18 protein-coding genes and 1 pseudogene are annotated in these 24578 nt (G+C 61.1%); 6 read left to right on the top strand and 13 right to left on the bottom strand.

The features are described from left to right. The first annotated feature begins 52 nt into the window (after positions 1-52). The 3 genes from Q0L30_RS15075 (at position 53) to cysC (ending at position 3086) form a co-directional block, all read left to right on the top strand. Positions 53-1213 carry a glycosyltransferase family 4 protein gene (locus Q0L30_RS15075; RefSeq protein ID WP_296658036.1) on the top strand — a complete coding sequence of 387 codons (1161 nt, stop codon included), beginning with the start codon at positions 53-55 and terminating at the stop codon, positions 1211-1213. 34 nt (positions 1214-1247) lie between these two features. After that, the gene (gene galE, locus Q0L30_RS15070; protein ID WP_296657754.1) at positions 1248-2279 is read left to right on the top strand and encodes a UDP-glucose 4-epimerase GalE; all 1032 of its coding nucleotides are present in this window, start codon (positions 1248-1250) and stop codon (positions 2277-2279) included. A gap of 219 nt (positions 2280-2498) precedes the next feature. Beyond that, positions 2499-3086, top strand: a complete 588-nt coding sequence (gene cysC / locus Q0L30_RS15065) for an adenylyl-sulfate kinase (protein ID WP_296657751.1) — start codon at positions 2499-2501, stop codon at positions 3084-3086. Positions 3087-3406: 320 nt separating this feature from the next. On the opposite strand, the gene glf is transcribed toward cysC, so the two are convergent. Next, positions 3407-4495 carry a UDP-galactopyranose mutase gene (gene glf, locus Q0L30_RS15060; RefSeq protein WP_296657749.1) on the bottom strand — a complete coding sequence of 363 codons (1089 nt, stop codon included), beginning with the start codon at positions 4493-4495 and terminating at the stop codon, positions 3407-3409. Positions 4496-4907: 412 nt separating this feature from the next. Here glf and Q0L30_RS15055 point away from each other — a divergent pair, with 412 nt between their 5' ends. After that, positions 4908-5780 carry a DUF707 domain-containing protein gene (locus Q0L30_RS15055; RefSeq protein WP_296657746.1) on the top strand — a complete coding sequence of 291 codons (873 nt, stop codon included), beginning with the start codon at positions 4908-4910 and terminating at the stop codon, positions 5778-5780. An 84-nt stretch (positions 5781-5864) separates the two neighbouring features. On the opposite strand, the gene Q0L30_RS15050 is transcribed toward Q0L30_RS15055, so the two are convergent. Both Q0L30_RS15050 and Q0L30_RS15045 read right to left on the bottom strand, forming a co-directional pair. Next, the gene (locus tag Q0L30_RS15050; RefSeq protein ID WP_296657744.1) at positions 5865-9053 is read right to left on the bottom strand and encodes an acetoacetate--CoA ligase; all 3189 of its coding nucleotides are present in this window, start codon (positions 9051-9053) and stop codon (positions 5865-5867) included. A gap of 246 nt (positions 9054-9299) precedes the next feature. Further along, a complete protein-coding gene (locus tag Q0L30_RS15045) occupies positions 9300-10577 on the bottom strand; it encodes an oligosaccharide flippase family protein (protein WP_296657741.1) in 1278 nt (425 codons plus the stop codon). Between the two features lie 349 nt (positions 10578-10926). Between Q0L30_RS15045 and Q0L30_RS15040 the strand changes: the two genes are divergently transcribed. Then, positions 10927-11988: a glycosyltransferase gene (locus tag Q0L30_RS15040; protein WP_296657739.1), complete on the top strand. Its 1062-nt coding sequence runs from the start codon at positions 10927-10929 to the stop codon at positions 11986-11988. A 48-nt stretch (positions 11989-12036) separates the two neighbouring features. Here the strand turns inward: Q0L30_RS15040 and Q0L30_RS15035 are convergent, their stop codons facing one another. The 8 genes from Q0L30_RS15035 to Q0L30_RS15000 all read right to left on the bottom strand — a co-directional run bounded on the left by Q0L30_RS15035 (position 12037) and on the right by Q0L30_RS15000 (position 22218). Next, a complete protein-coding gene (locus tag Q0L30_RS15035) occupies positions 12037-13122 on the bottom strand; it encodes a glycosyltransferase (RefSeq protein WP_296657736.1) in 1086 nt (361 codons plus the stop codon). A gap of 45 nt (positions 13123-13167) precedes the next feature. Continuing rightward, the gene (locus Q0L30_RS15030; RefSeq protein WP_296657734.1) at positions 13168-14307 is read right to left on the bottom strand and encodes a DegT/DnrJ/EryC1/StrS aminotransferase family protein; all 1140 of its coding nucleotides are present in this window, start codon (positions 14305-14307) and stop codon (positions 13168-13170) included. A 175-nt stretch (positions 14308-14482) separates the two neighbouring features. After that, positions 14483-15349, bottom strand: a complete 867-nt coding sequence (locus Q0L30_RS15025; protein WP_296657731.1) for a glycosyltransferase family 2 protein — start codon at positions 15347-15349, stop codon at positions 14483-14485. Between the two features lie 80 nt (positions 15350-15429). Beyond that, complete coding sequence (locus Q0L30_RS15020) at positions 15430-16653, bottom strand: glycosyltransferase family 4 protein (RefSeq protein WP_296657728.1); 1224 nt, start codon at positions 16651-16653, stop codon at positions 15430-15432. Beyond that, entirely contained in the window at positions 16641-17741 is a 1101-nt protein-coding gene (locus tag Q0L30_RS15015; protein ID WP_296657725.1) for a glycosyltransferase family 1 protein, read from the bottom strand. The genes Q0L30_RS15020 and Q0L30_RS15015 overlap by 13 nt, the downstream gene beginning before the upstream one ends. Before the next feature lie 17 nt (positions 17742-17758). Beyond that, entirely contained in the window at positions 17759-18799 is a 1041-nt protein-coding gene (locus Q0L30_RS15010; protein WP_296657723.1) for a glycosyltransferase family 2 protein, read from the bottom strand. Next, on the bottom strand, positions 18796-21024 hold the full coding sequence (locus Q0L30_RS15005; RefSeq protein ID WP_296657721.1) for a GNVR domain-containing protein: 2229 nt from the start codon (positions 21022-21024) through the stop codon (positions 18796-18798). The genes Q0L30_RS15010 and Q0L30_RS15005 overlap by 4 nt, the downstream gene beginning before the upstream one ends. A gap of 90 nt (positions 21025-21114) precedes the next feature. After that, a complete protein-coding gene (locus tag Q0L30_RS15000; RefSeq protein ID WP_296657718.1) occupies positions 21115-22218 on the bottom strand; it encodes a polysaccharide biosynthesis/export family protein in 1104 nt (367 codons plus the stop codon). 170 nt (positions 22219-22388) lie between these two features. On the opposite strand from Q0L30_RS15000, the gene Q0L30_RS14995 reads away from it, so the two are divergent. Then, positions 22389-22775 (top strand): hypothetical protein, encoded by a 387-nt coding sequence (locus Q0L30_RS14995; protein WP_296657716.1) that lies wholly within the window; start codon positions 22389-22391, stop codon positions 22773-22775. Positions 22776-22856: 81 nt separating this feature from the next. Here the strand turns inward: Q0L30_RS14995 and Q0L30_RS14990 are convergent, their stop codons facing one another. Together Q0L30_RS14990 and Q0L30_RS14985 are read right to left on the bottom strand one after the other, a co-directional pair. Then, complete coding sequence (locus tag Q0L30_RS14990) at positions 22857-23921, bottom strand: sugar transferase (protein ID WP_296657713.1); 1065 nt, start codon at positions 23919-23921, stop codon at positions 22857-22859. A 154-nt stretch (positions 23922-24075) separates the two neighbouring features. Next, a pseudogene (locus Q0L30_RS14985) lies at positions 24076-24384 on the bottom strand (helix-turn-helix domain-containing protein); the annotation flags it as partial. Positions 24385-24578 lie beyond the last annotated feature (194 nt).

Below are 24578 nucleotides of genomic sequence, written 5' to 3'. Positions count from 1 at the left end.
AGCTTAGCTGGCAGCTGAGTTGCTTCAATAACGATCAGCCTTCGTGAACACCATCGCCACTCAATCCAGGCCCACGCCCCGGCCGGTTTCCTCATTGCGCATCGCCCTCGTTTGCAACACCGCCTGGGCAATCTACACCTACCGCCAAGGGCTGCTGCGCGCACTTACTGCCGCAGGCGCGCAAGTTACCATCATCGCGCCGCGCGACCGCACCTTCGAGCCTCTCGCCGCAATGGGTTGCCGTTGCGTGGAACTGCCCGTCGCCTCGAAAGGCACGAATCCCGTAGCCGATCTTGGCACGCTGCGCGCGCTCTACCGCCACTATCGCGCGCTCAAACCCGATGTCGTCTTCCACTACACGATCAAGCCCAATATCTATGGATCGGTTGCCGCATGGCTCGCGCGTGTGCCGTCGGTCGCTGTCACGACAGGGCTCGGGTACGTATTCATCCAGAAGAGCCGCGCTGCTCAGGTAGCGAAATTGCTCTATCGTTTCGCATTCCGCTTCCCGCGTGAGGTCTGGTTCCTCAATCGCGACGACGAAGCCGCATTCAAAGATCAGAACCTGCTCGTTCACCCGGAGCGTGCGCGATTGCTGCACGGCGAAGGCGTGGATCTCGAAGAGTACGCGTTCACGCCGCTGCCCGAGCGCGACACCTTCGCGTTCGTGCTGATCGGGCGGCTGCTGTGGGACAAGGGCGTCGGCGAATACGTCGAAGCCGCCCGCGCGTTGCGCGTGCGCTATCCGCATGCGCGCTTTCGCTTGCTCGGCCCCGTTGGCGTCGACAACCCGAGCGCTATCTCGCGCGATGATGTGGCGGCGTGGGAGCGCGAAGGCGTGATCGAGTACCTGGGCGAGACCGCCGACGTGCGCCCGTTCATCGCCGACGCGGACTGCGTCGTACTGCCGTCCTATCGCGAAGGCGTGCCGCGCACGCTGATGGAAGCGAGCGCGATGGGCCGCCCGATCGTTGCGACGGACGTGCCTGGCTGCCGCGAAGTGGTCGAAGACGGCGTCAATGGGCTGCTCTGCGAGGCGCGCAACGCCGCATCCCTCACCGCCCGGCTCGCGGACATACTGGAAACAAATCGCGCCGGGCGCGAAAAAATGTCCGATCTGGGCCGAAAAAAAATCGAAAAAGAATTCGATGAACGAGGTGTGGTACAACGATATCGCGAACTCATTCACCAGATTACCGGCGTGACGTTCTAAACGGGCGCATTCATTCGATCAACGGGAAAACGGCATGACACGGACGAACTCCAGGGGCACGATCCTCGTCACGGGCGGTGCGGGCTATATCGGGTCGCACACGTGTCTGGAGCTGCTTGACGGCGGCTACGATGTGATCGCTCTCGACAACCTCGTAAACAGCCATCGCGAGTCGCTCGCACGCGTCATGCAGATCACCGGCAAGGCGCTCACGTTCTACGAAGCCGACGTGCGCGACGAAGCCGCGCTCGCACGCATTTTCAAAGCACATGCAATCACTGGCGTAATCCACTTCGCTGCGCTCAAGGCAGTGGGCGAATCGGTCGCCAAACCGATCGAGTACTACCGCAACAATATCGACGGGCTGCTCGTCGTGCTCGACGTGATGCGCAAGCACGACGTGAAGCAGTTCGTGTTCAGCTCCTCGGCAACGGTGTACGGCGTGCCCGAACGCTCGCCGATCGACGAGTCGTTCCCGCTCTCTGCAACGAATCCGTATGGCCAGTCCAAGCTGATCGCCGAACAGATACTGCGCGACATCGAGGTTTCCGACCCGTCGTGGCGAATCGCGGTGCTGCGCTATTTCAATCCGGTTGGCGCGCACGAAAGCGGGCTGATCGGCGAGGATCCCGCGGGCATTCCTAACAACCTGATGCCGTACGTCGCGCAGGTTGCCGTCGGCAAGCTGGAGAAACTGCGTGTATTCGGCGACGATTACCTCACACCCGACGGCACGGGCGTGCGCGACTATATCCACGTCGTGGATCTCGCACGCGGACACCTTGCCGCACTGGACGCGCTGCATGGGCGCGATTCGGGATTTGTCGTGAATCTCGGCACCGGGCGCGGCTATAGCGTCCTCGAAGTCGTGAATGCTTTCGAGCAGGCGTCGGGCCAGCGCGTGCCCTACGAGATTGTTGCGCGGCGGCCCGGCGATATCGCCGAATGCTACGCAAACCCCGCGAACGCCGAAAAGCTGCTCGGCTGGCGCGCGCAGTTCGGCATCGAGCGCATGTGCCAGGACCACTGGCGGTGGCAGGAAGCCAATCCGAAGGGTTTCCGGTAAGCAAGCCGTGGCGGCGGCGAGGCCAATACGGCCAGCCGCCACCTTTCAATCGTGGCCGCCGCAACCAATGCTGCGCTGAATGAGCGCGCAGCAATGTGCGCGACGCCCGCCCCCGCAGCGGTTGTTGCGGATTATTACAACGGCTTTACGACACACGCTTCAACGCTAGAATGGCCTCTGAAATAAGGCTTGCCTTTGGGCGAGCGGGGGCGAACAAGCGTGGAACAGGAAGCATTGGCCGGTACTGTGATCTGGCTCACCGGCATGCCCGGAGCGGGCAAAACAACGATTGCCCGCGCTTTTGTCGCGCGAATGCAAACGTTCGCCATCCGCTCGACCATGCTGGACGGCGACGCATTGCGCGCCGGTTTGAACGCCGACCTCGGCTTCAGTGCCGAAGACCGCATGGAAAACATCCGGCGTGTCGCGCATGTAGCGGCGCTCTTCGGCAAAGAGGGCTACATCGCTGTCACCGCAACCATCTCCCCCCATCCCGGGCATCGCGCGAGCGCCCGGCAAATCATCGGCAACGAATCGTTCGTCGAAGTATTCGTCGACACGCCGCTGCATGTCTGTGAAATGCGTGATCCCAAGGGTCTTTACAAGCGCGCACGGCAAGGCGAGATCGAGCAGTTCACCGGGCTAGACGCGGCCTATCACGCGCCGGTGAATCCCGACCTCACCGTTCGAACCCAGGGCGTTAGCGTGGATGCCTGCGTGCAGCAGATCATCGAGCATCTCGCCAGCAAGGGCCGGATCGAATCCGCATGGCGGCCCGTGCAGCGGCAATTGCGCGTGCCCCGTTAGCGGCGCTAAAGGCGAACGAGAAGAAAACCGGTCGCGCCCAGATTCTCGATCTCGATACCGGACGGTGGTTCATTTGCCGCGCGCGCGTACAAACCCGCGCTTGTTTCCGAAAAACCAGGCCGCCTGAAATAGTCGTGACAGGTCGCGTTCTTGCCCGTGTCGATCAGTACGGCCCGGATCTCGGGGCGGGATTCAAGCGCCAGCCGGGTCTGCGCTCACTTCACGCTGCGAGATGGCGCGCACGCGGATAGGCTCGGTCCACAGCCTACCCTCAGAGGCGACGATCGTGCTACCCGGTGATGCACCTGCTGCATGCTGTGTCACAGCAGCGCTTCCACTGCCTTGAGCGCCGCACCCACAACCTGGTCCATGTTGTAGTAGCGGTATTGCGCCAGCCTGCCGACAAAGGTGACATTGGCGGTTGCTTCAGCGAGTTCGTTGTATCGTTGAAAGAGCGCCTCGTTTTCCGGACGTGGAATTGGATAATAGGGCTCGCCTTCGGACCGTGGATATTCCTTGACGATTGATGTTCCAGCGTGCCGCTGGCCCGTAAGGTGTTTAAATTCGGTAATTCTTGTGTATTCCTGATCGTTTGGGTAGTTCACAGTTCCGCTCGATTGAAAACGCTCCACACCGCTTAAATGTATATGCTGGAATGACAGACTGCGGTAAGGAAGCTTGCCGAAGCGGTAGTCAAAGTACGCATCGATCGGACCGGTATAAACAACATGGTCATATTCGATGATCGACCTCAACACATGGAAATCCGTGGACAGGCGCACCTCGATATTCGGATGTTCGAGCATCTTCTCGAACATGGCTGTGTATCCCTGCGCCGGCATGAACTGGAACGCGTCGGTAAAGTAACGGTCGTCATCGTTCGTTCGCGTCGGAATTCGCGCGGCCACGCCGGCGGACAACTCCGATAGATCGAGTCCCCATTGCTTGAGCGTGTAGCCGCGAAAAAAACGGTTGCACAGATCTCGACCGACACTGCTTAGCACGACGTCCTCGCTGCTGGTGAGCCGTTCCCGTGGCTCACGTACCGACTCGAGGTAATCGGCTGTTTCCTGTTCGTTCAGATCAAGGTGGTAGAGCTTGTTGATGGTCGTGCGATTGATGGGAATCGGATAGAGATTGCCGTCGATATGAGCCTGAACCCGATGCTCGTAAAAGCGCCAGTCGGTAAACCGCGACAGATATTCGAATATCCGCTTGCTGCCGGTGTGAAAGATATGCGGTCCGTACGGATGGATCAGCACGCCATGTTCGTCCATGCAGTCGAACGCATTCCCGCCTATATGATTGCGCTTGTCTATCACAAGGACGCGCTGTCCATTCGTCGCCAGACGTTCAGCACAAACGGCGCCGGCGAAACCTGCGCCCACGATAACGAAGTCATATTTCATCTCGCGGCGTCCTTGCAGATTGAACTGGAATAGTGCGTTCCGGCTGAAGCGGCAAACCCTGGGGGACCCCGGCCAGCCTGGGCTGCGACGTAAAAAATGGGGATGAGGAACTGCCGTGCGGGCTGTGGGAATGAACATCTATGCCCGGCACGACAGGGTTCACTTCAGTTGAAATTGTCGGGCCTCTTGCTGAACAACTATGTTCGTTCTCGCACATCGTGCTGCGCTAGCGGAGGATAGATTCGGATCAATCGATCCTGCGTTACCCGCAACTGGCCTGAATTTTCGGTATCTCGAGCATGGGGAGCCAGGGCTGCGGGGCAACCTGGTTCGCCCCTCCGCTCTCGTTTGTTGTTTCCGACTAATTTGGCAACCTGATTGATCGATAGGTTGCCGAAACGATTACGACAAAATGCACAAGTACTTGATCATCCTGCGATGCGGCGACAAGTCATTGCATAGTCAATGGTTTGACCACGGCGATTCTCCAGATTTCGATCTGGTCCTGAGCTATTTTGGAAGCGTGGAGAACTACCGCGACAAATTTGCCAGGTCGATACACCGGTACAAAGGCTCGAAGTGGGAGGGCCTGAATGATTTCCTGGCCAACAATAGCGAACTGGTTTCGCAATACCGCTATGTGTGGTTGCCGGATGACGACATTTTGACCGACGTGTCGACGATCAACGCGTTCTTTGCGTACGTCGACCGGGAGAACTTCGCGCTTGCTCAACCCGCTCTCGACGAGCGAAGCTTTTTTTCGCATCCGGTTACCTTGCAAAATAAATCGTTCAGCTTCCGTGAGACCAATTTCGTCGAAGTCATGGTGCCGTGTTTTTCCGCGGCGGCGCTGCGGACGGTAAAGGATGGCTTCGAGAACACGAAGTCGGGATGGGGCCTCGATTATTTATGGCCCAATCAGTTGGCCGGTGTCGGGCGGGTTGGCATAGTCGACCGATTTGCCGTGTTCCATACGCGCCCGATCGGGTCGGCGGGGCACGGCATGGGCGCCTCTGCAACGGCACCCGCAGCCGTCACGCCAGTCACCGAACTGCATCGGACGCTCGGCGCATTCGGGCTGAAGATATCGGTAAAGGTACGTCGTGCCAGAATGCGCGATGACAAAAAGACGCTAGAAAGCGGTCTGTTAGGCAATCCGTTGCTTTACCTCTACGGCGCAAAGGGCAGCTTGTCGGTGCGGCGCGAAAATTTCCGTGGCCACGCGCGGATCCTGAAGGAATATATCCCGTGGATTCATCTGGCACATCGCCATGAACGTGCATAGATGCCTGGACGTGACCTCCGCCGCCCCACTAACACCGTGAGCGGTGCGGCTGGCTCATCAGCAGCACCTCCACGGGTCATTGGTCTACAGCGCGTACCGGCCTTCCGACGTCATACCCCCACGCTCAGGCCGTGTCGTCGCCGACAGGCTGTTGCCGGTCAGCATCTGGTCGAGGGTGCGCGCGAGCGGCTCGACATAGGGTTCCAGCACCATGTCATAGTGACCGGAACCGAATCTGGTCACGTTGAGACCGTGCCGCGCGATGTGCTGCCATAGCGGCATCGGGCTCGCTCTGTCGATGATCGGGTGAGCCGCGCGAACATAGTGGATAGGTCCGGCGTCGTACGCTTTCGGCCGGTACGTCGCCATCGCGACGCGCATCGCCTCACGCATGCGCTGCACGGCGGGCGGCAAGCTCAAGACCTCAGGCGTCGGGGTGCGAGCCATATGCCCCAGGCGCAGCCTGATCTTGTCGACCGCGCCCGACAGCTTGCGCGAGATGAATTGTGCGCGCTCGACGGGAGGAACATCGCACCACGCTTTCCATTGGCGCCGCATATATACCGACTGATAACGCAGCCAGTCCGGGAACGGGAGGCACCGCTCGTGCACGTAGGTGTCGAGGATGCAGAGCAGTTCGATTTGCTCGCCGGCACGATGCAGTTGCTGCGCCATCTCGAGCGCCACGAGTCCGCCAAACGAAAATCCGATGATGGCGTACGGACCGTGCGTCTGCACGCGGCGGATTTCGTCGACATAATGCGAGGCCATCTCGACCACGCTGCTCTGCGGCGCCTCACGGCCGTCGAGTCCACGCGCGTGCAATCCATACAGCGGGCGTTCGCTTCGCAGCTCGTTGATCACCTTCAGGCATTCCATCACCGAACCAGCCATGCTGTGGACCCAGTACACCGGAGAACCCACGCCGGCTCGAATCGGCACGACGATGTCGTTTGACCGGTCCGGCGCACTGGCGCTTTCGCGGATCGTTGCGGCAAAGCGCGCGATGGTCGGCGCAGCAATGAGTGTTGCAAGCGAAATCGAGCACGGAGTCGCGTCCTGCACTTGCGCGATCATGGCGGCGGCCATCAGCGAATCGCCGCCGATGTCGAAGAAATTGTCGTCGCGGCTAATTGGCCCGAAATCGAACAGATGCTCCCATACCGCCTGCAGGTACCGCTCCAACTGCTCCGGCGTTTCGCCCACGGGCGGAAGTTCGCACTTCGTCACGTTGAAGGCCGGATGTAGCCGGATCGCATCGAGGCATTCCGGGTTGCGCAGTGCGGCCGTGTTGCCGACGGGCAGCCCGTTCACCGCATTGCGCACGGCAGCCTCGGAGGGTTTGCCGCTATGCGTGACGGGCAACGCGTCAACCTGCAGGACGACATCGGGCACATGCGCAGACGAGGCGCGTCTGCCGAGTTGCCGGCGAATATCGGCGATCATCGTGCTGTTCAGGGTGATGCCCCGCTCCAGCACCACCAGCAGGACGACGCGTTTATCAAAGGCATCGGCCGTGTCTGCCTGAACAGACATCGCCGACATCGTGCATGACGCCGCCGCCGTCCGCCGGGGCGCAACGCGCTGCTCGACCACCATGGATTCGAGGATGCCCGGGATGTCGCTCAGGACGCGATAGATTTCTCCCGGGCCTACGTTGATGCCCCGTACATTGAGCACACCGTCCGAGCGGCCGTGCATGCGCGCACCGCCTTGCGAGGAAAATTCGAGCTGATCGCCGTGCGTCCACATGCCCGGATTCGCCGCGAAATACGCCGCATGAAAGCGTGTGCCGTCCGCATCGCCAAAGAAACCGAGGGGACGCGACGGGAAGGGATTCGTGCAAACTAGTTCACCCCGGCCTTGCGCGGGTCCGCTACCGTCCCACGCCTGCACGTCGAGCGCCAGAGAGCGGCACTGCGCTTCGCCGGCATGGACAGGCAGATTCGGATTGCCAAGCACGAAGCAGCCCAGAATGTCCGTGCCGCCCGAGATCGATTGCAGCTGCAACGGCTTGACGTGGTCATGCACCCAGCGGAACTGCGAGTCGAACAAAACGGCGCCGGTCGACATCATGGCGCGAAGCGCGCGCAAATCGAATTTGCCGCCCGGTTCGAGTCCCGATTCGGCGCACATCTTCAGATACGCGGGACTCGTGCCAAATACGGTTACGCGTTCTTCGGAGACGAGGCGCCACAATGTGTCGACGCCCGCAAGCGGGCCATTGTAGGTGACGATCTCCACGCCGGACGCTAGCGCCGACAGTTGCCAGTTCCACATCATCCATGCACAGGACGTGTGGAAGTACATCTTGTCGCCGGGTACCAGGTCGCTGTGGAGGCGGTGTTCCTTCAGATGCTCGAGCAACGCGCCGCCGGCGCCGTGCACGATGCACTTCGGCTTGCCGGTCGTGCCCGATGAAAACATGATGAACAGCGGATGATTGAACGGAAAGCGCCGCCAGACAAAACCGCCTGCATCGGTGCCGGCGGCGAGACGGCTGGATGTCCAGGCGGCCTGTTCGAGGCCCTGAGGAAGCGGGCCATCATCGACGCTGACGACGGCCTCGATCGTTGCAGTCGATGCGGCGATGGCGGCAACCTTGTCGATCAGCGCAACGCCGGTGTCGAACGGCAGGGGTGCGGTATGGGCGAACAGCAGGCGCGGCGAGAGTTGTCCAAAGCGTTCGAGCAGCGCCTCGGTACCCATTTCGGGCGACGCAGTGGAGAGGATGGCACCAAGCGCCGTGACGGCGAGCGCTGTGATGACAGCATTCTCGTCGTTGCGCATCACCGCGACGACGCGATCGCCGCTGCGCAGGCCGAATCGTTCCAGCGCGGCGGCGAGGCGCTCGACGCGTTCGCGCAATTCGCCGCGCGTCAGGCGCGTGCGGCTCCCGTCCGCATGGCATGCGGTAATCGCGGGCGCCGTTGCGGGCGCAACGTCGAAGCCGAGAAGGTTATCCGCGTAATTCAGCGCGATGTCCGGAAAAAACACCGCCTGTTCGCACGCATCGCCAACGCAGACCGGATCGGGATCGCCCGCGTAATTCAGCGCTGGCACCCAGTCGATGAAAAACCGCCAGAAAGTCCGGTAATCGCGCACCGAAAATGCATGCAACTCGTGGTAGTCCTTCAGCGCCTCTCCCGTATGTGCGCGCAGCGCCGCCGCAAACGCTGTCAACTGCGATGCAGCGATACGTTCCGCGGGCGGTACATAAACTGGACCGTCGGCCGGTGCCTGGTGGTCGGTCAAGTCGTGCTGATTGGTCATTTCCGTGCTCCCTTCCCGAACAATCCGGACAACCCTTGCCCCGCGACGTCTGGCTGGATATCCGGCTACCTCGCATTCGCAACGCGGTGCTCACACAAGCAGCGCCGCGGTTAGATCAGGCATGTACAGACTTCCGACCTTAAGATCAGAAGTGCGCGCGATCTGTTCGCTAGCCAACCGTTCGCCCGGACCGTTCATTCAGGCCGCTTATTCACGCCAATTGAGCAGGTCAATCAAGCCGGCCAATCACGCAGGCCCGTCTCCGATGCGAAGGGAGGGCTCGACGGCCCGGCCGCGGTGGCGCATCTTGCGGCACTCGTAGTAGACGAGCCCGGTCACGAGCGTTTCGGTCGACACCACCGCGATGGCTGTTCCGAGCGCCCCGAGCCACGTAACCAGCCATATCAGCTGGATCGCGTGAAACCCCGCGCCAATCGCGTAGATGCGCTTGAGAGAGCGCAGTTCTCCCCGCGCGACCAGCCGCAGTTGCAGAAGGATAATGGCGAGCGCCAGGATAAACGGTAGAAAGATCAGCACTTTCAGTACGGGCAACGCGGGCATGAAACGCGCGCCGAATAGCAGCAGCACCAACCGGTCGCCGACCAGGTAAATAGTCAGAATCGCAAGCGCGTTGACCAGCACGACAGCCGAAATCAACTTCCTGACGATTTCCTCGGCGGCAGCGGTGTCGCCTTGCGCATAGAGCTTGCAGACACGCGGAAACAAGGTCTGGACGAGCGGCCACAACAACTGTCGTATCGGGCTCGTCAGCTTGTCCGCTGTCACGTAGTAACCCACCTGGACATTGCCGCCGATGAATCGCAGAACCACGGTATTGGCATACGTATAGAGAAACGTCAGGGCCGATCCGGAAAAAATCTGAAACGCGTCTGCCGACTGCTCCCTGAGACCGGCCCACGTGACGCGCTGCCAGGACGTCACCATGCCGTTCACATGCGCCGCACCCGTCAGCCACAGGCCGGACAGCATGAGCGGCAGGAAGATCGTCGCTGCGGCGATCAGATAGTCCTGCGGAGATCTGACGAAGAGGAAAAACGGCACAAGGCACGCGACGCGCGAGAGCAGGCTGACCAGCGCCATTTCGGGCATTTTTTCGAGGCCCTGATAGAGCCATAGCGGGTTGAGCACGGCGCCCGCCACGGACAGCAAGCCAATCGCGATCACCCACCGGTCCGGGTACAGGGAGGGAACGCCTAGCAGCATCACGACGACCACCAGGATGCTCAGCGCCGCAAGCCCGCCTTTCGCTATCGTGACGGTCCAGTAGAGACGGGCCAGTTCAACCGGGTTGTCGCGATTGATCGATACTTTTCTGGCCGCGGTCAAGTCGAATCCAAAGTCCGTCATCATGATGAAGAACTGGATGAACGCCTGCGCGAAACCGAGCTGGCCGAATTTTTCAGGCCCGAGCGTGCGGGATAGCCACGGCAGCGCCAGCAAGGGCACGAGGAAGTTGCACCCCTGTATCGCATACAGCGCAATTGCGTCTTTTCTTGCCGACAAGGGAACCTCGTGACGAACGAAGGACTGGTGGCTGGCTGTGCGGCCCCGGCGCGTGCGTCGCGCGCCGTCCCGAATGCAAACCGGTACCGCATTGGAACAAACCTGCCGGGGACGCTCCGTTCGTATCCCCACACTCCCCCTCGCCTCACACCGCCGATGATCCCGCGTCGTACCGGTTCGCCCCGCTGATGCGGGCTACGCCACATACCAGAGGCAGTCCTTCGTGATAGAAAAGCCAGGACGTCCTTTTTCGTCGCTTGCCACCGGACCGGTATTCGCTTTGCGACCGGCAGGCCGCGGCCGACGACGCGCGCGACGGCATATTCGTGCTGCTACAGGAGCTAAAGTCATGAAGTCGGTATCCGTCGCAATGGCCACGTACAACGGTGCCGCTTATCTGCAGGCGCAACTAGAAAGTCTGGCAAATCAGCAACGCTTGCCCGCGGAGCTGGTTGTAACGGATGACGGTTCGACCGATGACACATTGGCCATCCTTGCCGGATTCGCCCGCACAGCCCCCTTTCCCGTGCGCGTTCACACCAATTTGCAGCGCCTTGGCTATCGAGCCAATTTCATGCACGCGGCCGATCTGTGCCAGTCAGACGTCGTCGCGTTCTGCGATCAGGACGATGTGTGGTCGAGCGACAAGCTCCGGCGCTGCGCAGACGCGCTCGAATCCACCGACGCGCTCATGGTGTGCCATAACGCGATCGTCACGGACAGCGTCCTGAATCCCATCGATACGCTGGCGAGGGACGCGCTCGCGAGGCCTTACAACCCGCCGCTCAGCATCGATCCGATGCGGCATGCACTAGGGTTCACGCTGGTCTTCGACCGGCAGTTCGTCCAGTTTTCCAACCTGTGGGACCGTTCTGCCGATCTCAACGATTTCCGCAGCCATGAAGGCCACGACCAGTGGTTCTTCTTTCTCGGCAGTGTGTTCGGCCCGGTCGTCTACATCGAGTCGCCGCTCGCGCATTACCGCCGGCATGCTGCCACCGCGACATCGACCGGGTGGGCCGGTGCGTCCCAGGTATCGCAGGCGGTACATTTTCTCTTTGAGTGTCTGCCGCGCTGGGAAATGCATGCGCTCGCCTTCGAGCGGCGAGCCGAGATTCTGGAGGACATTGCGAGCCGGCCCGCATGTTCACACGCGACTGCCGCGCGGGCGGGTGCGGAAAAATATCGTGCGCTTGCGCGGCTCTATCGCAAGCGCGTCGAACTGTACAACAGCAACACCCTCATGCATCGGATGAAGCTGTTCGCGCGCATTATCGCCTCGGGCGGCTACCGGAGCGCAAACGTGTGGGCGAAGGGACCGAAGAGCGCCGCAAAGGATCTGCTGGCCGGCGTATTTCGCCTGAGCCACCTGATTCCGGCTGCGGCGCGGACCAGGCTGCGCGGATATTGACGGCCCTATTGACTGCCCCGCAGCAGCGTCATCCGCAACCGCACGCCATTACCTGGTTGCCGGGGATCCGACGACCTCCTGGAGAAACTCGCTGTAGCGCTGCCTGCACACCTGCCAGCCGAACTCATCGATCACCCGCGCCTGCACGGCTCGCCCCTCTACGCGATTCGGCCATTCCTGCACAATCGACCGAATGAGGCCTGGCAGCTGCTCGATCGTGTCAAACAGGAATACATTGTCGAATCGCTGTGCCGCCCAGACCATGAACGGCACCGAGCGTGCGATCAACACCGGTACCCGGCCGATGGCCTCGAAAAAGGCACCGCTCACGAGCATCGAATCCGCGACATGCGGAAGAATGATCACATCGGCCGCGCAAATTCTCGCCTCAAACTCGCTGTCGCTCAGAAACCTGGCGTCGATCGTCACCGTGCCCGCCATGTCCCGCTTGCTCACTATCGCGCGCAAAGAATGGATATAGGCGGCATCGCCCCGCCCGGCAATCTCCAGCGTCTGCTCCTGCGGCCACACTTCAAGCAGCGCGGCGATATCCTTGTAGGGCTCGATGGTCCCGAGCAGCGCGAAGGTTGGTGACGCATGCATTTGCGCCGCCGGGGCGGCGCTGCGGCCAGGCGCATCCCAGTACAGCGGGTGAGGAAGATAGCGCGCTTTATATCTCGCCTCGAAATCCGGTGCATGCACGACGCGATGATCCGCAAGCCGGCGTACGAGGGACATCATACGAACCGAGAGTTCCCGCACTTTTCCGCGCGCATTGTGGACTGCGTGATCGTGGACGAAATAAACGACCTTCGCCCGGCCGACGACCATGAGCGTGCAATAGAAGAGGAAGATCAGTGCGCCCCGCGGCGAGAACGACACGCGTCCGGCGCCGCTCGTGAACGCGCGCAATTCGATCCAGTGAAACATGACGACGGTGCCGGGACGAAAGAGGTCGACGAGGCCGCCCCGCAACAACCCCCTGATCGACAGCGGCTGCACATCGTAGCCAATATCGGCCAGCAGCGCCTTCAGCAGATCGATATAGGCGTTCGTCGTGTTGGTGAATGGCGAAAGCAGGATACGCGGCTCATGTGCAGGCATCCCCTTCCCGTCCGTTTCGTGGTGCCGCATGCAATCCGTCCCGCGCTCAAGGTCAACGTGCCCCGTCCGTGTGGCTCACACCGTCGCAACACCCGCCATGGCCAGAACGATATCGATAATGCGTGCCTGCACCTGCTCTTCGAGCATCGAGAAGATCGGCAGACACAAGACCTGTTCGGCAACGGCGTTCGCCACCGGAAGGTTCTCCCGTTTCGCGGAAGGCAGTGCGCGATAATCGGCGAACTGGCTGATCAACGGATAGAAATATCGCCGCACAGCAATCTGCCGCGCGCGAAGTTCGTCGTACAGGGTATCCCGGCTGACCGGAAACTCCGGCGTCACGCGTACCGGAAAATAGGCATAGTTGCGGCTATTGATCGCGTCAACCTCCAGCAATTGCAGTCCGCGGACGTTGCCCAGCGCTTCACGATATCGCCGATCGATGCGCGCACGCGCCTCCTGTGCGCGCGGCATGTGCTGCAACTGAAGCAGCCCGAATGCGGCCTGCACTTCATTCATCTTGCCGTTCAGGCCGCAGGCCGTGACTGTCACCTCGTCTTCGATGCCGAAATTCTTCAGCCGGTCGACGCGACGCTTCATTTCCGCGTCGCTAAAAACAATGGCGCCACCCTCGAACGTATGGAATATCTTGGTGCCGTGGAAGCTGAGCACGGACATATCGCCGAAATTCAGAATCGACTGGTTGTGCCGGCGCACGCCGAACGCATGAGCCGCATCGTATATCACCCGCAAACCGTGCTTGTCGGCAATCTTCTGGATTTGTTCGACGTCGCACGGATTGCCGTACACATGGACGGGGACGATCGCGCGTGTTTCCGGTGTGATCGCGGCTTCGATCCTGGACGGATCGAGGTTCATGCTCACGGGGTCGATGTCGGCAAAGACGGGCTTTATGCCGTTCCAGTGAATCGCATGTGTCGTCGCGACGAATGAGAAGGGGGTGGTAATCACTTCTCCGGTGATGTCGAGCGCCTCCAGCGCGAGAATCAGCGCAATCGTGCCATTCGAAACCAGGCTCACATGCTGAACGCCCAGATACTCGCAAAGCGCGGCCTCCAGCTGGCTATGAAACGGACCGCCGTTGGTCACCCAGCGGTTCGCCCAGATCTGCTCCAGATACGGCATGAACTCGACAAGCGGCGGGAGGTACGGCTGTGTTACGGGCACCACAGTAGCCTTCACATCGTTCATCATGATTTTTCTCGCTGTCTCAGGTCCGTCCGGCAACGCTCATCCCACAGACGATTGAAGGCCGCCACGCAACTGCCCAATCGATTCCGTGCACGCAACCGCTCTCCTCGACTTTCCACCGTTCAGAAAATCTCATATGTGCGCGGCCGCACAACAACTGCTACGCGCCGCACGATGTTCACAATTTGAGGATGCGCTGCGGGTGGCTTTTTCCAGCCACAAGATGCGCAAAAGCCAGCAGGTTTCCCCACAGGCGCCCGCGGTAATCGAACAGCGGGTCGCGACGCAGGCTATGAAAAAGATTCGACAGAATGTGGCGGCTGATGAACCGGAAGGCCGTTTTGCGCGCCATGGTGTTCTTCTTGACGAGAAATACCGGATTGGCAATTTGCGAGTAGCCAAGACGGATCCCTGAAATCCGTCCTCTCCTGGTGCCGAGGTGCACACCGCGGCATGCCGGCTCATAGACAAACCGGCCAAAACGCAGTGCCTGCGACGTGTAATCCTGGTCCTCCTGCCAGCCATACAACGGCAAGGCTTCTTCGAACCGGCATGCGCGTGCAACCCGGTCGACGAACGCCATGTTGCAGCCGTAGGCCGACGTGATTTCCCTGCGTTCGGCACCCGACGCCCAATGCTCGCATGGCGCCAGTGCCCCGCTCAGATACCGGCGTGCATCGTCTTCGCACACCCCGGCCGTTTTCACGCCGTCCGCGAGAATCTGCCCCGTCATGCCGATCACACCCGGCTCCTGCAACAAGAGTGCCTCGCAGTTCGACAGCCACGCATCGTCTGGCCGGAAATCGTCGTCGAAGAAGGTGACGAACCATCGCTCATCCGCGTTGAGACGGTCCGCATCGCGCAACATGGCAGTCAAGCCGTAATTGCGCTGCGCCGTGAGCCCGGCTGTCCCGGACAGGAGCAGGAACACCGGCAAGGCGGCGCACAACGGGTGTGTGGCGAGCCCCGCCGTGTCAGCCTCGGCCGCGCCCACCACGTAGACCGCGTCGGGACGACGAACCTGAACGAGCAGGTAGTCGAACAAAATCGCCGTCTCTGCTGCCCTTCCTCGCGTAGCAACGATCACAAAGCTTCGCATGGCTCCCCTTGGGCGGAAAGGTTCGTTTACCTCGCTTCGGCAGTTGCGTGATGTTCAAACGTGAGCAGTGCCGTCGGATATCGTTCCACTGCCCGCTCGACGACGCCGAGAAACTCCTGCCGGAACCGCGCGGCAGAAAAGCGCGCGGCATGCAGCCGGCAGACTTCGTCGTCAAATGGCGCGCGGGCCTCGAACCGTTTGATCGTATCGACGATGGCCTCGACGCTCTGTTCGTAAAAGAACAGTCCGGTGCCAAAACGCGGATCGCCGGAGTCGATCACCGTTTCGAGCGCACCGCCCCGCCCATAGGCGATCACCGGCGTGCCGCACGCCTGCGCCTCGACGACCGAGATGCCGAAATCCTCTTCCGCAGCGAACACAAAAGCGCGTGCGCGTTGCATGTAATCGATCAGCACATTCGACGGCTGATAGCCAAGCACCGATATATTCGGACCTGCCAGCTCACGCACTGTTTCAAAGTCCGGACCGTCGCCGATGACGACCAGATGTCTGTCCGGCATTTTCGAAAAGGCCTCGACAAGGAGCGGGATGCGCTTGTACGGCACCATCCTCGACGCGGTCAGATAGAAATCCTCCCGCGCTCGCCCGGTCGGCGCAAATCGCTCCACGTCGACCGGCGGATAGACGACCTGTGCGCTACGCCCGTAGATCTTGCGGATGCGGCGCCCGACAAATGCCGAGTTGGCGACAAATTCGTCAACGCCATTGGCGGTGCGCATGTCCCAGATCCGCATGTAATGCAAAGCGGCGCGCGCAGCCCAGCTCTTCGGGCCGCGCAGCTTGCGCGCCTGCGCCAGATACTGATGCTGGAGATCCCAGGCATACCGGATCGGTGAATGCACGTAGCTGACATGGACCTGGTTCGGGCCGGTAATCACGCCCTTCGCAACAGCATGGCTCGAAGAAATAACCAGGTCGAAGCCCGACAGGTCGAACTGCTCGACGGCAAGCGGCATCAGCGGCAAATAAAGGCGAAACGCCGTGCGCGCCCGCGGCAGTTTCTGAATGAACGACGTGGTGGCGCGCTTGCCGCGAAGCACGTCGGCACGCAGTTCTTCCGGAAAGAAATCGACAACGCTAAACAGCTCCGCGTCGGGCCACAGCTTCAGGATCTGCTCCACCACACGCTCCGAGCCGGCATAGCTCGCGAGCCAGTCATGCACGAGCGCCACGCGGCCAAAGCGCCGCCGTTCAACCGCTATCGCACCGATTTTGGCTAGTTCAGCCATGGCGAAATCTCTTCAAGTAGCGCGACGGCAGTGGCACGCCAGGTTAATTGAGCCGACCGGGCACGCCCTTCTCTACGCATGCGATCGCGCAACGCTTCGTCCGATGCCACCCGATGCAGCACGTCAGCGAGTTCGTGCGGGTCGTCCGGTGAAAAATAAAGTGCGGCGTCGCCACAGGCCTCGACAATCGAAGGCAGGCGCGAAGCAACGACCGGGCAGCCGAGCGCCATGGCTTCGACGGGAGGCAGTCCAAAGCCTTCGTAGCGTGACGGGAAGACGAAGCACGCGGCGTCGCGGTATAGCGCGCCCAGATCCTCGTCGCTCACGTAGCCAAGATGGCGGACAAACGAAGGCAGCGCAGCCTGGCCGCCGCCGTAGACCCGTGGATCCGTACCGCCCGCCACGACGATGTCAAACGGCGCGCCCGACATCAGCCGGGCGGACTCGACGATGAGCCTGAAATTCTTGTGCAGGTTCGAACTGCCAACCGCCAGCACGTACGGGCGCTTCGCATCGCTGCAAGGATGACGCTGCGTGGGCTGCACACGGAGCATGTGCTCTCCGCTCTCGTGAACGACGCCAATCTTGTTCGCCGGAATACCGTACGCTTCGTAGAGTTCGCTGCGCGAAAACTCCGATACGGTAACGATGCGGCATGCAACGCGGCCAATGGTGGGCGCCATCCAGCGGTACCAGGCGGAAAACGCGCTGCTATAGCTCTGCGGAACGCGCACGGGCGCAGCGTCGTGGAGCACCGTCACCTGGCGGCGGTACACGAGCGGCCCGGAATTGCAGAGATTCAGCAGCAGCGAACCGTTCGCGGCGAACGGCAGACTGAGCTGCTCCCAGTACGTTCCGCGTCCACGTCCGGCCGGCCTGACTGGAATGTGACGAAAGGGACTCTGTGAGCAGCCGGTGTGCACCGGCGCGACAAGCTCCACACTCAGTCCGGTCACGATCGGATCCTGCGCGTCCAGCAGCGCGTCGATGGCCCGCACTGTCTCGAACGCGAAGCGATCCACGCCCGTGGCCGTCCGCCCGAGAAACCGGCCATTGATCACCAGTCGTCTGGTTGCCAAAGGGCTCATGGACCGTGCTCCCCACCTCATGAGCGAGCGCCTTGCGCCCCGCGCGCGAGCGGATTCGCAATGTACAGCACCGCCTGGTCGCTGATCCTGCGCGACGGCACGAGACAGACGAGCGTCAGGGCGATCGCGGAAACCTTCTTGCCCACTGTCCAGAAAGGATTCGCGACGATCGAGCGGAAGTATTGCCTCGATTCGCACAGAATCCATTGCCATCGCTTCCAGAGCGTCGCGTCGTAGACGCGCATGCACAGATGCGCCTTTTCATACGAAAAGTCGATTGCATGCTCCGGAAGTTCTTCGCCTAGCCGCTCACTGACGAGCTGACGCAGCGCAGCCCATCGATGTGGAAATGCACGCACCACCTCGCTGATATCCTGGCAATTCGCAATCGAAAGCCCTACCTCGCGATTCGTTGCGGGTGCCGCGCCGGACTCCTTGCGATGAACGCGATAGCCGCCGAGTTCCTCTTCGATCGCCATCACATCGCCGAGCAGGGCAATGCCATAGATCGCGAAGAAGTCTGCGGCGATGCCACGCCCTTTCGCCTTCGGCACCGGCAGGATTTGCCTGAGCGCGCTCACGCGATAGGCGTTGCCCGACGCCGGCGGAGACGGATAGAGCCACCCGCGCCGCAGCAGCTCGCCGCACCCGGCGGGCGGTGTCGAATTCGGTACGCGCGCACCCGTGCGCACACCTTCGCCATCGATCACGCTCAACCGGAACTGCACCTTGGCGTAGTTGCCGCTTTCGAATGCACGGAGTACCTGTGCGACAGCGCCCTCATACAGAACATCGTCCGAGTCGAGGTAAAGCAGATAGGGCGTGTCGGCCATTTCGAGGCCAAGGTTATATGCGCTCGCCTGGCCGCCGTTTTCCTTGATGACCGACACAATGCGGTCTCCATAGCTTTCGATGATGGCCCGCGACCCGTCGGTCGAACCATCGTCGATCACCACAACGACTGTCCTGTCCGGTTCTTGAGCCAACGCCGAATCAATCGCTTCGCGCAGGAACCGTTCATAGTTGTAGCTGCATATCACGATCGTGATGTCTTTCACAGCGCGCCCCCTCCGTCCGTGAGCTTCGGCTGGTTCGCGGAGGTGCCGTACCGATACGTTCCGTAATCTCGTCCGTACCGGGTGTGCTGCGACATGTCGTTGAAGATGACGCCGTGAATGGGCACGCCGAGCTGCGCCAGTCGGCGCGCGGATTCGCGGATGTCCTCGAGGCTCGACAAACCGTGCCGCACGACCATGAATACCGTACCCGAGAGCTTCGCGACGATGCCCGAATCCGCGACCGGCAGAATCGGCGGCGAATCAATCAGCACGAGGTCATACTCGGCCTCCACCTGACGCAGGAACGCCTGGAAGTTGCGATGAAGGAGGATGCCGCTCGGGTTTTCGCCGTATGCGCCACACGATATAAAGTCCACGCCCGGCAGCACCGCGCGCCGCACGACCTGCTCGAAGCCCAGGTTGTGTATCACGATTTCGGCAAGGCCCGGTCCCTGTTCGGCGCCCAGGGAAACGTGCAGCGTGCCCCTGCGCAGGTCGGTATCGACGAGCAGCACACGCTGGCCCGACGCGCCAACGAGGGCCGCCAGATTGACGGAGACAAATGACTTGCCGACGGCGGGCGTCGGTCCGGCAATCTGGACAATGCGGTTTGGCGCATTCATCAAGGCAAAGTCCAATGCGCTGTGAAAGCTGCGCAAGCTCTCGATCGCCGCGTCATCGGCCGAAGCGTGCGCCAGCACGAGACTCCCTCCGCCTCCCGCGGGTACACCACGTGTGAGCAGTTCCTGGGTCTTGCTGCGCGGCACCTTCGCATAGACGGTGAGCCCCGTGCCGAACTCGATTTCCTGTGCGGCAGCCACGCGGTCAATCACTGCGCGCTTCAGAAGCGCAAGCGCAACGCCGACGAAGATGCCGGACAGCAATGCCCCCAACACGGCCATCACGCGCTTCGGACGAATGGGGCTTTCCGGCACGACTGCCGGATCGAGCATCCGAACGTTGCCGACCTTGCCCGCCTTCAGCAACCGAAGCTGCTCCTGCGTATTAAGCAGGTTCGTGTACAGATCGGTGCTGACCTGCACGTCGCGCTGCAGACGCAGAAGACCTTGTTCGAGCGGCGGCAATTTCCGCGTATCGGTATCCAGACTGTCAACCTGGCGCCTCGCTTCAGCCAGTTGATCCTCGATACTGCGAACCGCCGGGTGTTGGGGCGTAAAGCGCTCGAGCAACTGCGTACGTCTTTGTTCGAGATCCGCGACCACACCTTTCGCCTGGGCCGAGCGCGCAAGCAGCGAACTTGCCTCGGCGTTCAGGTCGACCGTGCCATGCTGGGCACGAAACTGGTTGTAGCGGCTTTCCGACACCTCGAGTTGCGATTTCAACTCAGGCAGTTGCTGACCGAGGAACGCAATCGATTTCTCTGCCTCCTCCACTGTGCGCCGGATGTTCTGCCGCACATACTCGGTGCCGATTGCATTGAGCACCTGACTGATCTGCAGCGGATCGCGTCCTTCCAGCGCCACGCCGATCACGTCGGAGTCGTGTCCCTTTTCCGAAATCAGCAGATTGTTTTGCAGCCGCTGGATCGTCGCAAGCCGGGAATTCTTGATGACCGTGAAGCGCACACCGCGCGCGCCGACCAGGTCCGTCACCAGCAAAGAGATATCCCCCCCTGCGACGTGCGCGTTCAACGGTTGCCCGACGTGCCCCACCAGGTTGACGCCATGCGTGTCTTCCGTGAGTGCAAATGCTCCGTCACCTAACGCGGTGAGCGTGAGCGGCAGCCCCTCGAGCGCCTCCGGAACGTCGATCGAAGCAACGTCGATGCTCTCCGATCCCCATGCGAAACCGCCGAGCCCGGAAAAGAGGAGACCATTCACGTGCCTCGCAATCCATTTCCCGACGACCGGGAAATAGCGCGGTTCGGCGCTCAGGTAAAGCCGCGTGCTGTCCACCGCGCGCGCAATCACCGCGCGCGAGCGAAGCACTTCGATTTCGGCGGACGCTGCCGTCTTGACTGCGAACATCGACGAGAGATCGGTTAATGCATTTCTCGACGAACCCTGGTTCTCCTCCACCTGAATCAAAATATCGGACTGGTAGACGGGCTCGGCAAGCATCGCATACGTCAATCCGGCCAGCAGAAAAACTGCCGTCACCGCGCCTACCAGATAACGACTCTGATAGAGCACCTCGAGGGAGTTGCGCGCCGGTCCACCCTGGTCTGCTTCGAGGTCGATCACGGGCGCGGCTGAGTATTTCATACGAGTTCTCCAGTTCCGCCAGTTTTCCGGAAGTCCAGCGACGCTTGCGTGTGTGACGATCGAGCCTCGCACACGCAAGCGTCGCGCCGCTCAATAGCCCACCATGCGGCTGGTCGCGGCTGCCTGCGTACTTGGCAAGATCAGATTGATGACACGGCTCCACTTGACAAGGCCCGACGCGTCGACGAATACAACGTCGCTCGGCTTGAGGTCGAAGCCATCCGCAACGGCCATCGCAATCGGCGATGTCGCATCGAGGTGAAACAGCGTGGGATCTGCACCCTCATGCCGGCGCACGACGTACACCTGCGAAGGATCGCCCGACGCCTGACTGATCCCGCCAGCACCGCCGATTGCGTCGCTCAGTGACAAGTGGCCGTTATTGAACATCACGCTGCCAGGATGACCGACCTCGCCGAGCACATACGCCTTGCTGTCGTTCTGCGAATAAACACGCACGAGGTCGCCGTTTCGGAGAAGAATGTTGTCGGGGTTCACGCCCTTCCTGATCATGTCCGGGATGTTCACGACCACGGTTTGCTTGCCGCGCGTGATGCTGACGTCCGAGCGGTCCGCCGTGGTCGTGAAGCCGCCGGCGCGATTGATCGCCTCGGGCAACGTCATCGGCATGTCGTTGAGCACCTGCAGGCCCGGGGTGCGGACCTCGCCGTCGAGATAGATCCGTTTGCCGCGATAGGCCGCGATGCGCAGGGTGACCTGGGGATCGCGCAGATAGCGCGAAAGCTTCTGCGCGACAAGATCGCGAGCCTGCAGCTCAGTCAGCCCCGTCACCTTGACCGGGCCGACGTAGGGAATCTGGATGATTCCGTTCGAATCGACCGTATAGCCGAAGACAACGGAACTCGTTCCCGGATCCGCTCCATTGCCACCCGTTATGGTCGTCTGGTTCATCTCCGGGTGATCCCACACGGTGATGTTCAGCACATCGCCCACCGTGAGCGTGTAAGGTCCCGCGTCGGCAAAAAGCGACTGAACGCTCTGCGAAATCGCGGTCGAACGTCGCTCCCGCTCCTGCTCGACCAGTTGGCTGTTGATCTCGATGAGCTTGTCTGGCGGCGGAGCGTCTGCGTCTTGCGCCGACGCCGGTGTGCCGCCGCTAGTGCCGCCGCTGGCACCGGCGCGCGTGCTGTCGAGGTTGCGCCCCATCGTCGCGTACGTCATGCCTGGTGACATGGCGCATCCGGAAAGCAGCGCGGCGACGGCCGCGACGGCGCTCGCGCCGCACCACCACCGGGCTTTGCGCGACGCAGTCTGTGCAAAAAAAGGTCCTGTGTGTAACATTGTCACCACCCCACGTATCTTTCGTTCTTTCCTGAAGACGTTCAGCAACGGTGCCAACGCTCATGGGCAAGAGGCTTCTCCTTATCGTTTCGGGTTCGTGCGCGGCATTGGCGTTTTCAGGCGCCCATGCACAATTCACCCCTGCACAACCCAACCCGGCAAGCAGTCCGGCGCGCACAACGCAGCGCTCCGGTGCGCATTACAGCGGGTACCCGCAGTTCGCCTACCCCGCTTCGCCGCTGTCGCGTCCATCGCGGCCACACGCCGCCGCCCCTCGCGCACAGCGCCAGCTTCAGACCAACGACGCCGCCGCAAGCGACGCCGACCCGTACTCCTACGACGGCTGGAACGGCAGGACCTACCAGGCGCCGTCGCTGGACGGTCCAGCGCTCAATGACCCGTGGTCAACGCGTTCGCCGGCAGATGCAACACCGGAACACATGCGCTAGCTATCGCGACATCAGCGACATCAGCAACGTCAGCGCCGGCTCGCCGTCCTGCCTCAATTCCGCAAACTGCTGACGCACAGGTCAGTACGCGCCGCTACCGTGGAATACGACCTTGAACGTCTTGAACAGAATCGCGATATCGCGCGACAACGACCAGGTCTTCACATACGCAACATCCAGGGACACTCTCGTTGCGTAATCCGTGTCGCTTCGCCCGCTGACCTGCCACAAACCCGTCATTCCCGGCTTCGCCATGAGGTAGTAGTCCACATCGTCGCCATAGCGTGCGAGCTCCTGATCGATGATCGGCCGGGGGCCGACGAGGCTCATGTCGCCACGCACCACATTCCATAACTGCGGCAATTCGTCGAGACTCGTGCGCCGCAGAAATCGCCCAACCCGCGTCACCCGTACGTCATGCTTGAGCTTCAGATCCCGCTCCCATTCCAGTCGGGCCTCAGGATCGCGCTCCAGCACCTCTTTCAAAACCACATCGGCGTTCACGACCATCGTCCGAAACTTCAGGCACATGAACTTTTGACCGTTGCGGCCGACTCGCCGGTGTGCGAAGAACGCGGGCCCGCCATCGCGCCTCACCACGAGCGCCAGAACGCCCAGCACCGGCGACAGCACGACGAGCAGTGCAATGCCCAGCACCAGATCGAATACCCGCTTCACCATTTGCCGTGCAACCACTGCCCTGGTCACGGTCACGAAAGAGGACACCACCGCTGCCTTGAGCAGCCACGTGCGATGAACAGCCGGCCATACGACCCGAAGCGAAACAAACGTCAAGGCGTGGAAAACAAGCAGCGAGACACCCGTCACCAGTGTCCAGTAAATAAACCACGGCATTGAAACAAGCGGCACCCGATTGATTGCATAAAGCAGCGCGAGTCCGCAGAGTTGAACCAACATCCACGCAATAGCGGTTCTGCCAGCAACACTGGCCATCGATCCGCTTTGCTCCGCACGATAGGTTCCGCATGCTGGAAAGACAGACAGCGCGAGCGCCGAAACAAACGCCACCAGCGACAGCTCTGTCTCGTGCGGATGAACGGCAACCGGAATCTGCAGATGTAATGCACCGAAGGCGCCGAGAACTATCAACGCAATGTCGATAGCTCGATGAATTAGTCCAGGCATTTCTTCAACTCCAAACCAGCAAGTTCGTCCGCCGAAATTTGATCAGGTAACGAACCCCCAACAACTCGTCATTAATTTAGTATGTCTATTTATATTGAATGAAAATGAGACAACGAAATCATCGATTCCCGAAAGAGATTGTCGGGCCAACTGGCTAAACCGACATCATTCCGGGGATTACGTCTGTCCCGCCGCAATGCTCCGACACTACTGCACTCACACACTTCTCACGACGTTGACGCGATCGATATTCAGTCGGCGATATCGACCACTTCCTGCGAAAAATCTTCGCCAGGTTATCTCCGTTGCCCAACGCACAGCGCCGCGCAATCTTGTCGACCGGCAATCCCGTTTGAACGAGCAATCGACCGGCCATTCCAGGACGCGTTTGCAGCAAGTACTCGGAAGGCGTGCTGCCGATCTCCAGCTTGAACATTCGCAAAAAATTGCGCCTGCTCATGGCCACCTCCGCTGCCGCATCTTCAAACATCAAGCAGCGAGAAACCGTCACATACAACGACACCGACCTGACGAACAGCAGCCTTGAATGCTTCACGCGGCGTAGGCAACCCGTAGATCGGCAGGGTCGTTGCGTGCACGATCGCGCATCCAGAAAAACGTTGACACCCTCTGCCCGTTGGCGCCAACACGTCGCGG

Source organism: Paraburkholderia sp., assembly GCF_024281035.1.
Lineage (GTDB): Bacteria > Pseudomonadota > Gammaproteobacteria > Burkholderiales > Burkholderiaceae > Paraburkholderia.
This window is presented reverse-complemented; position numbering and strand designations above follow the sequence as displayed.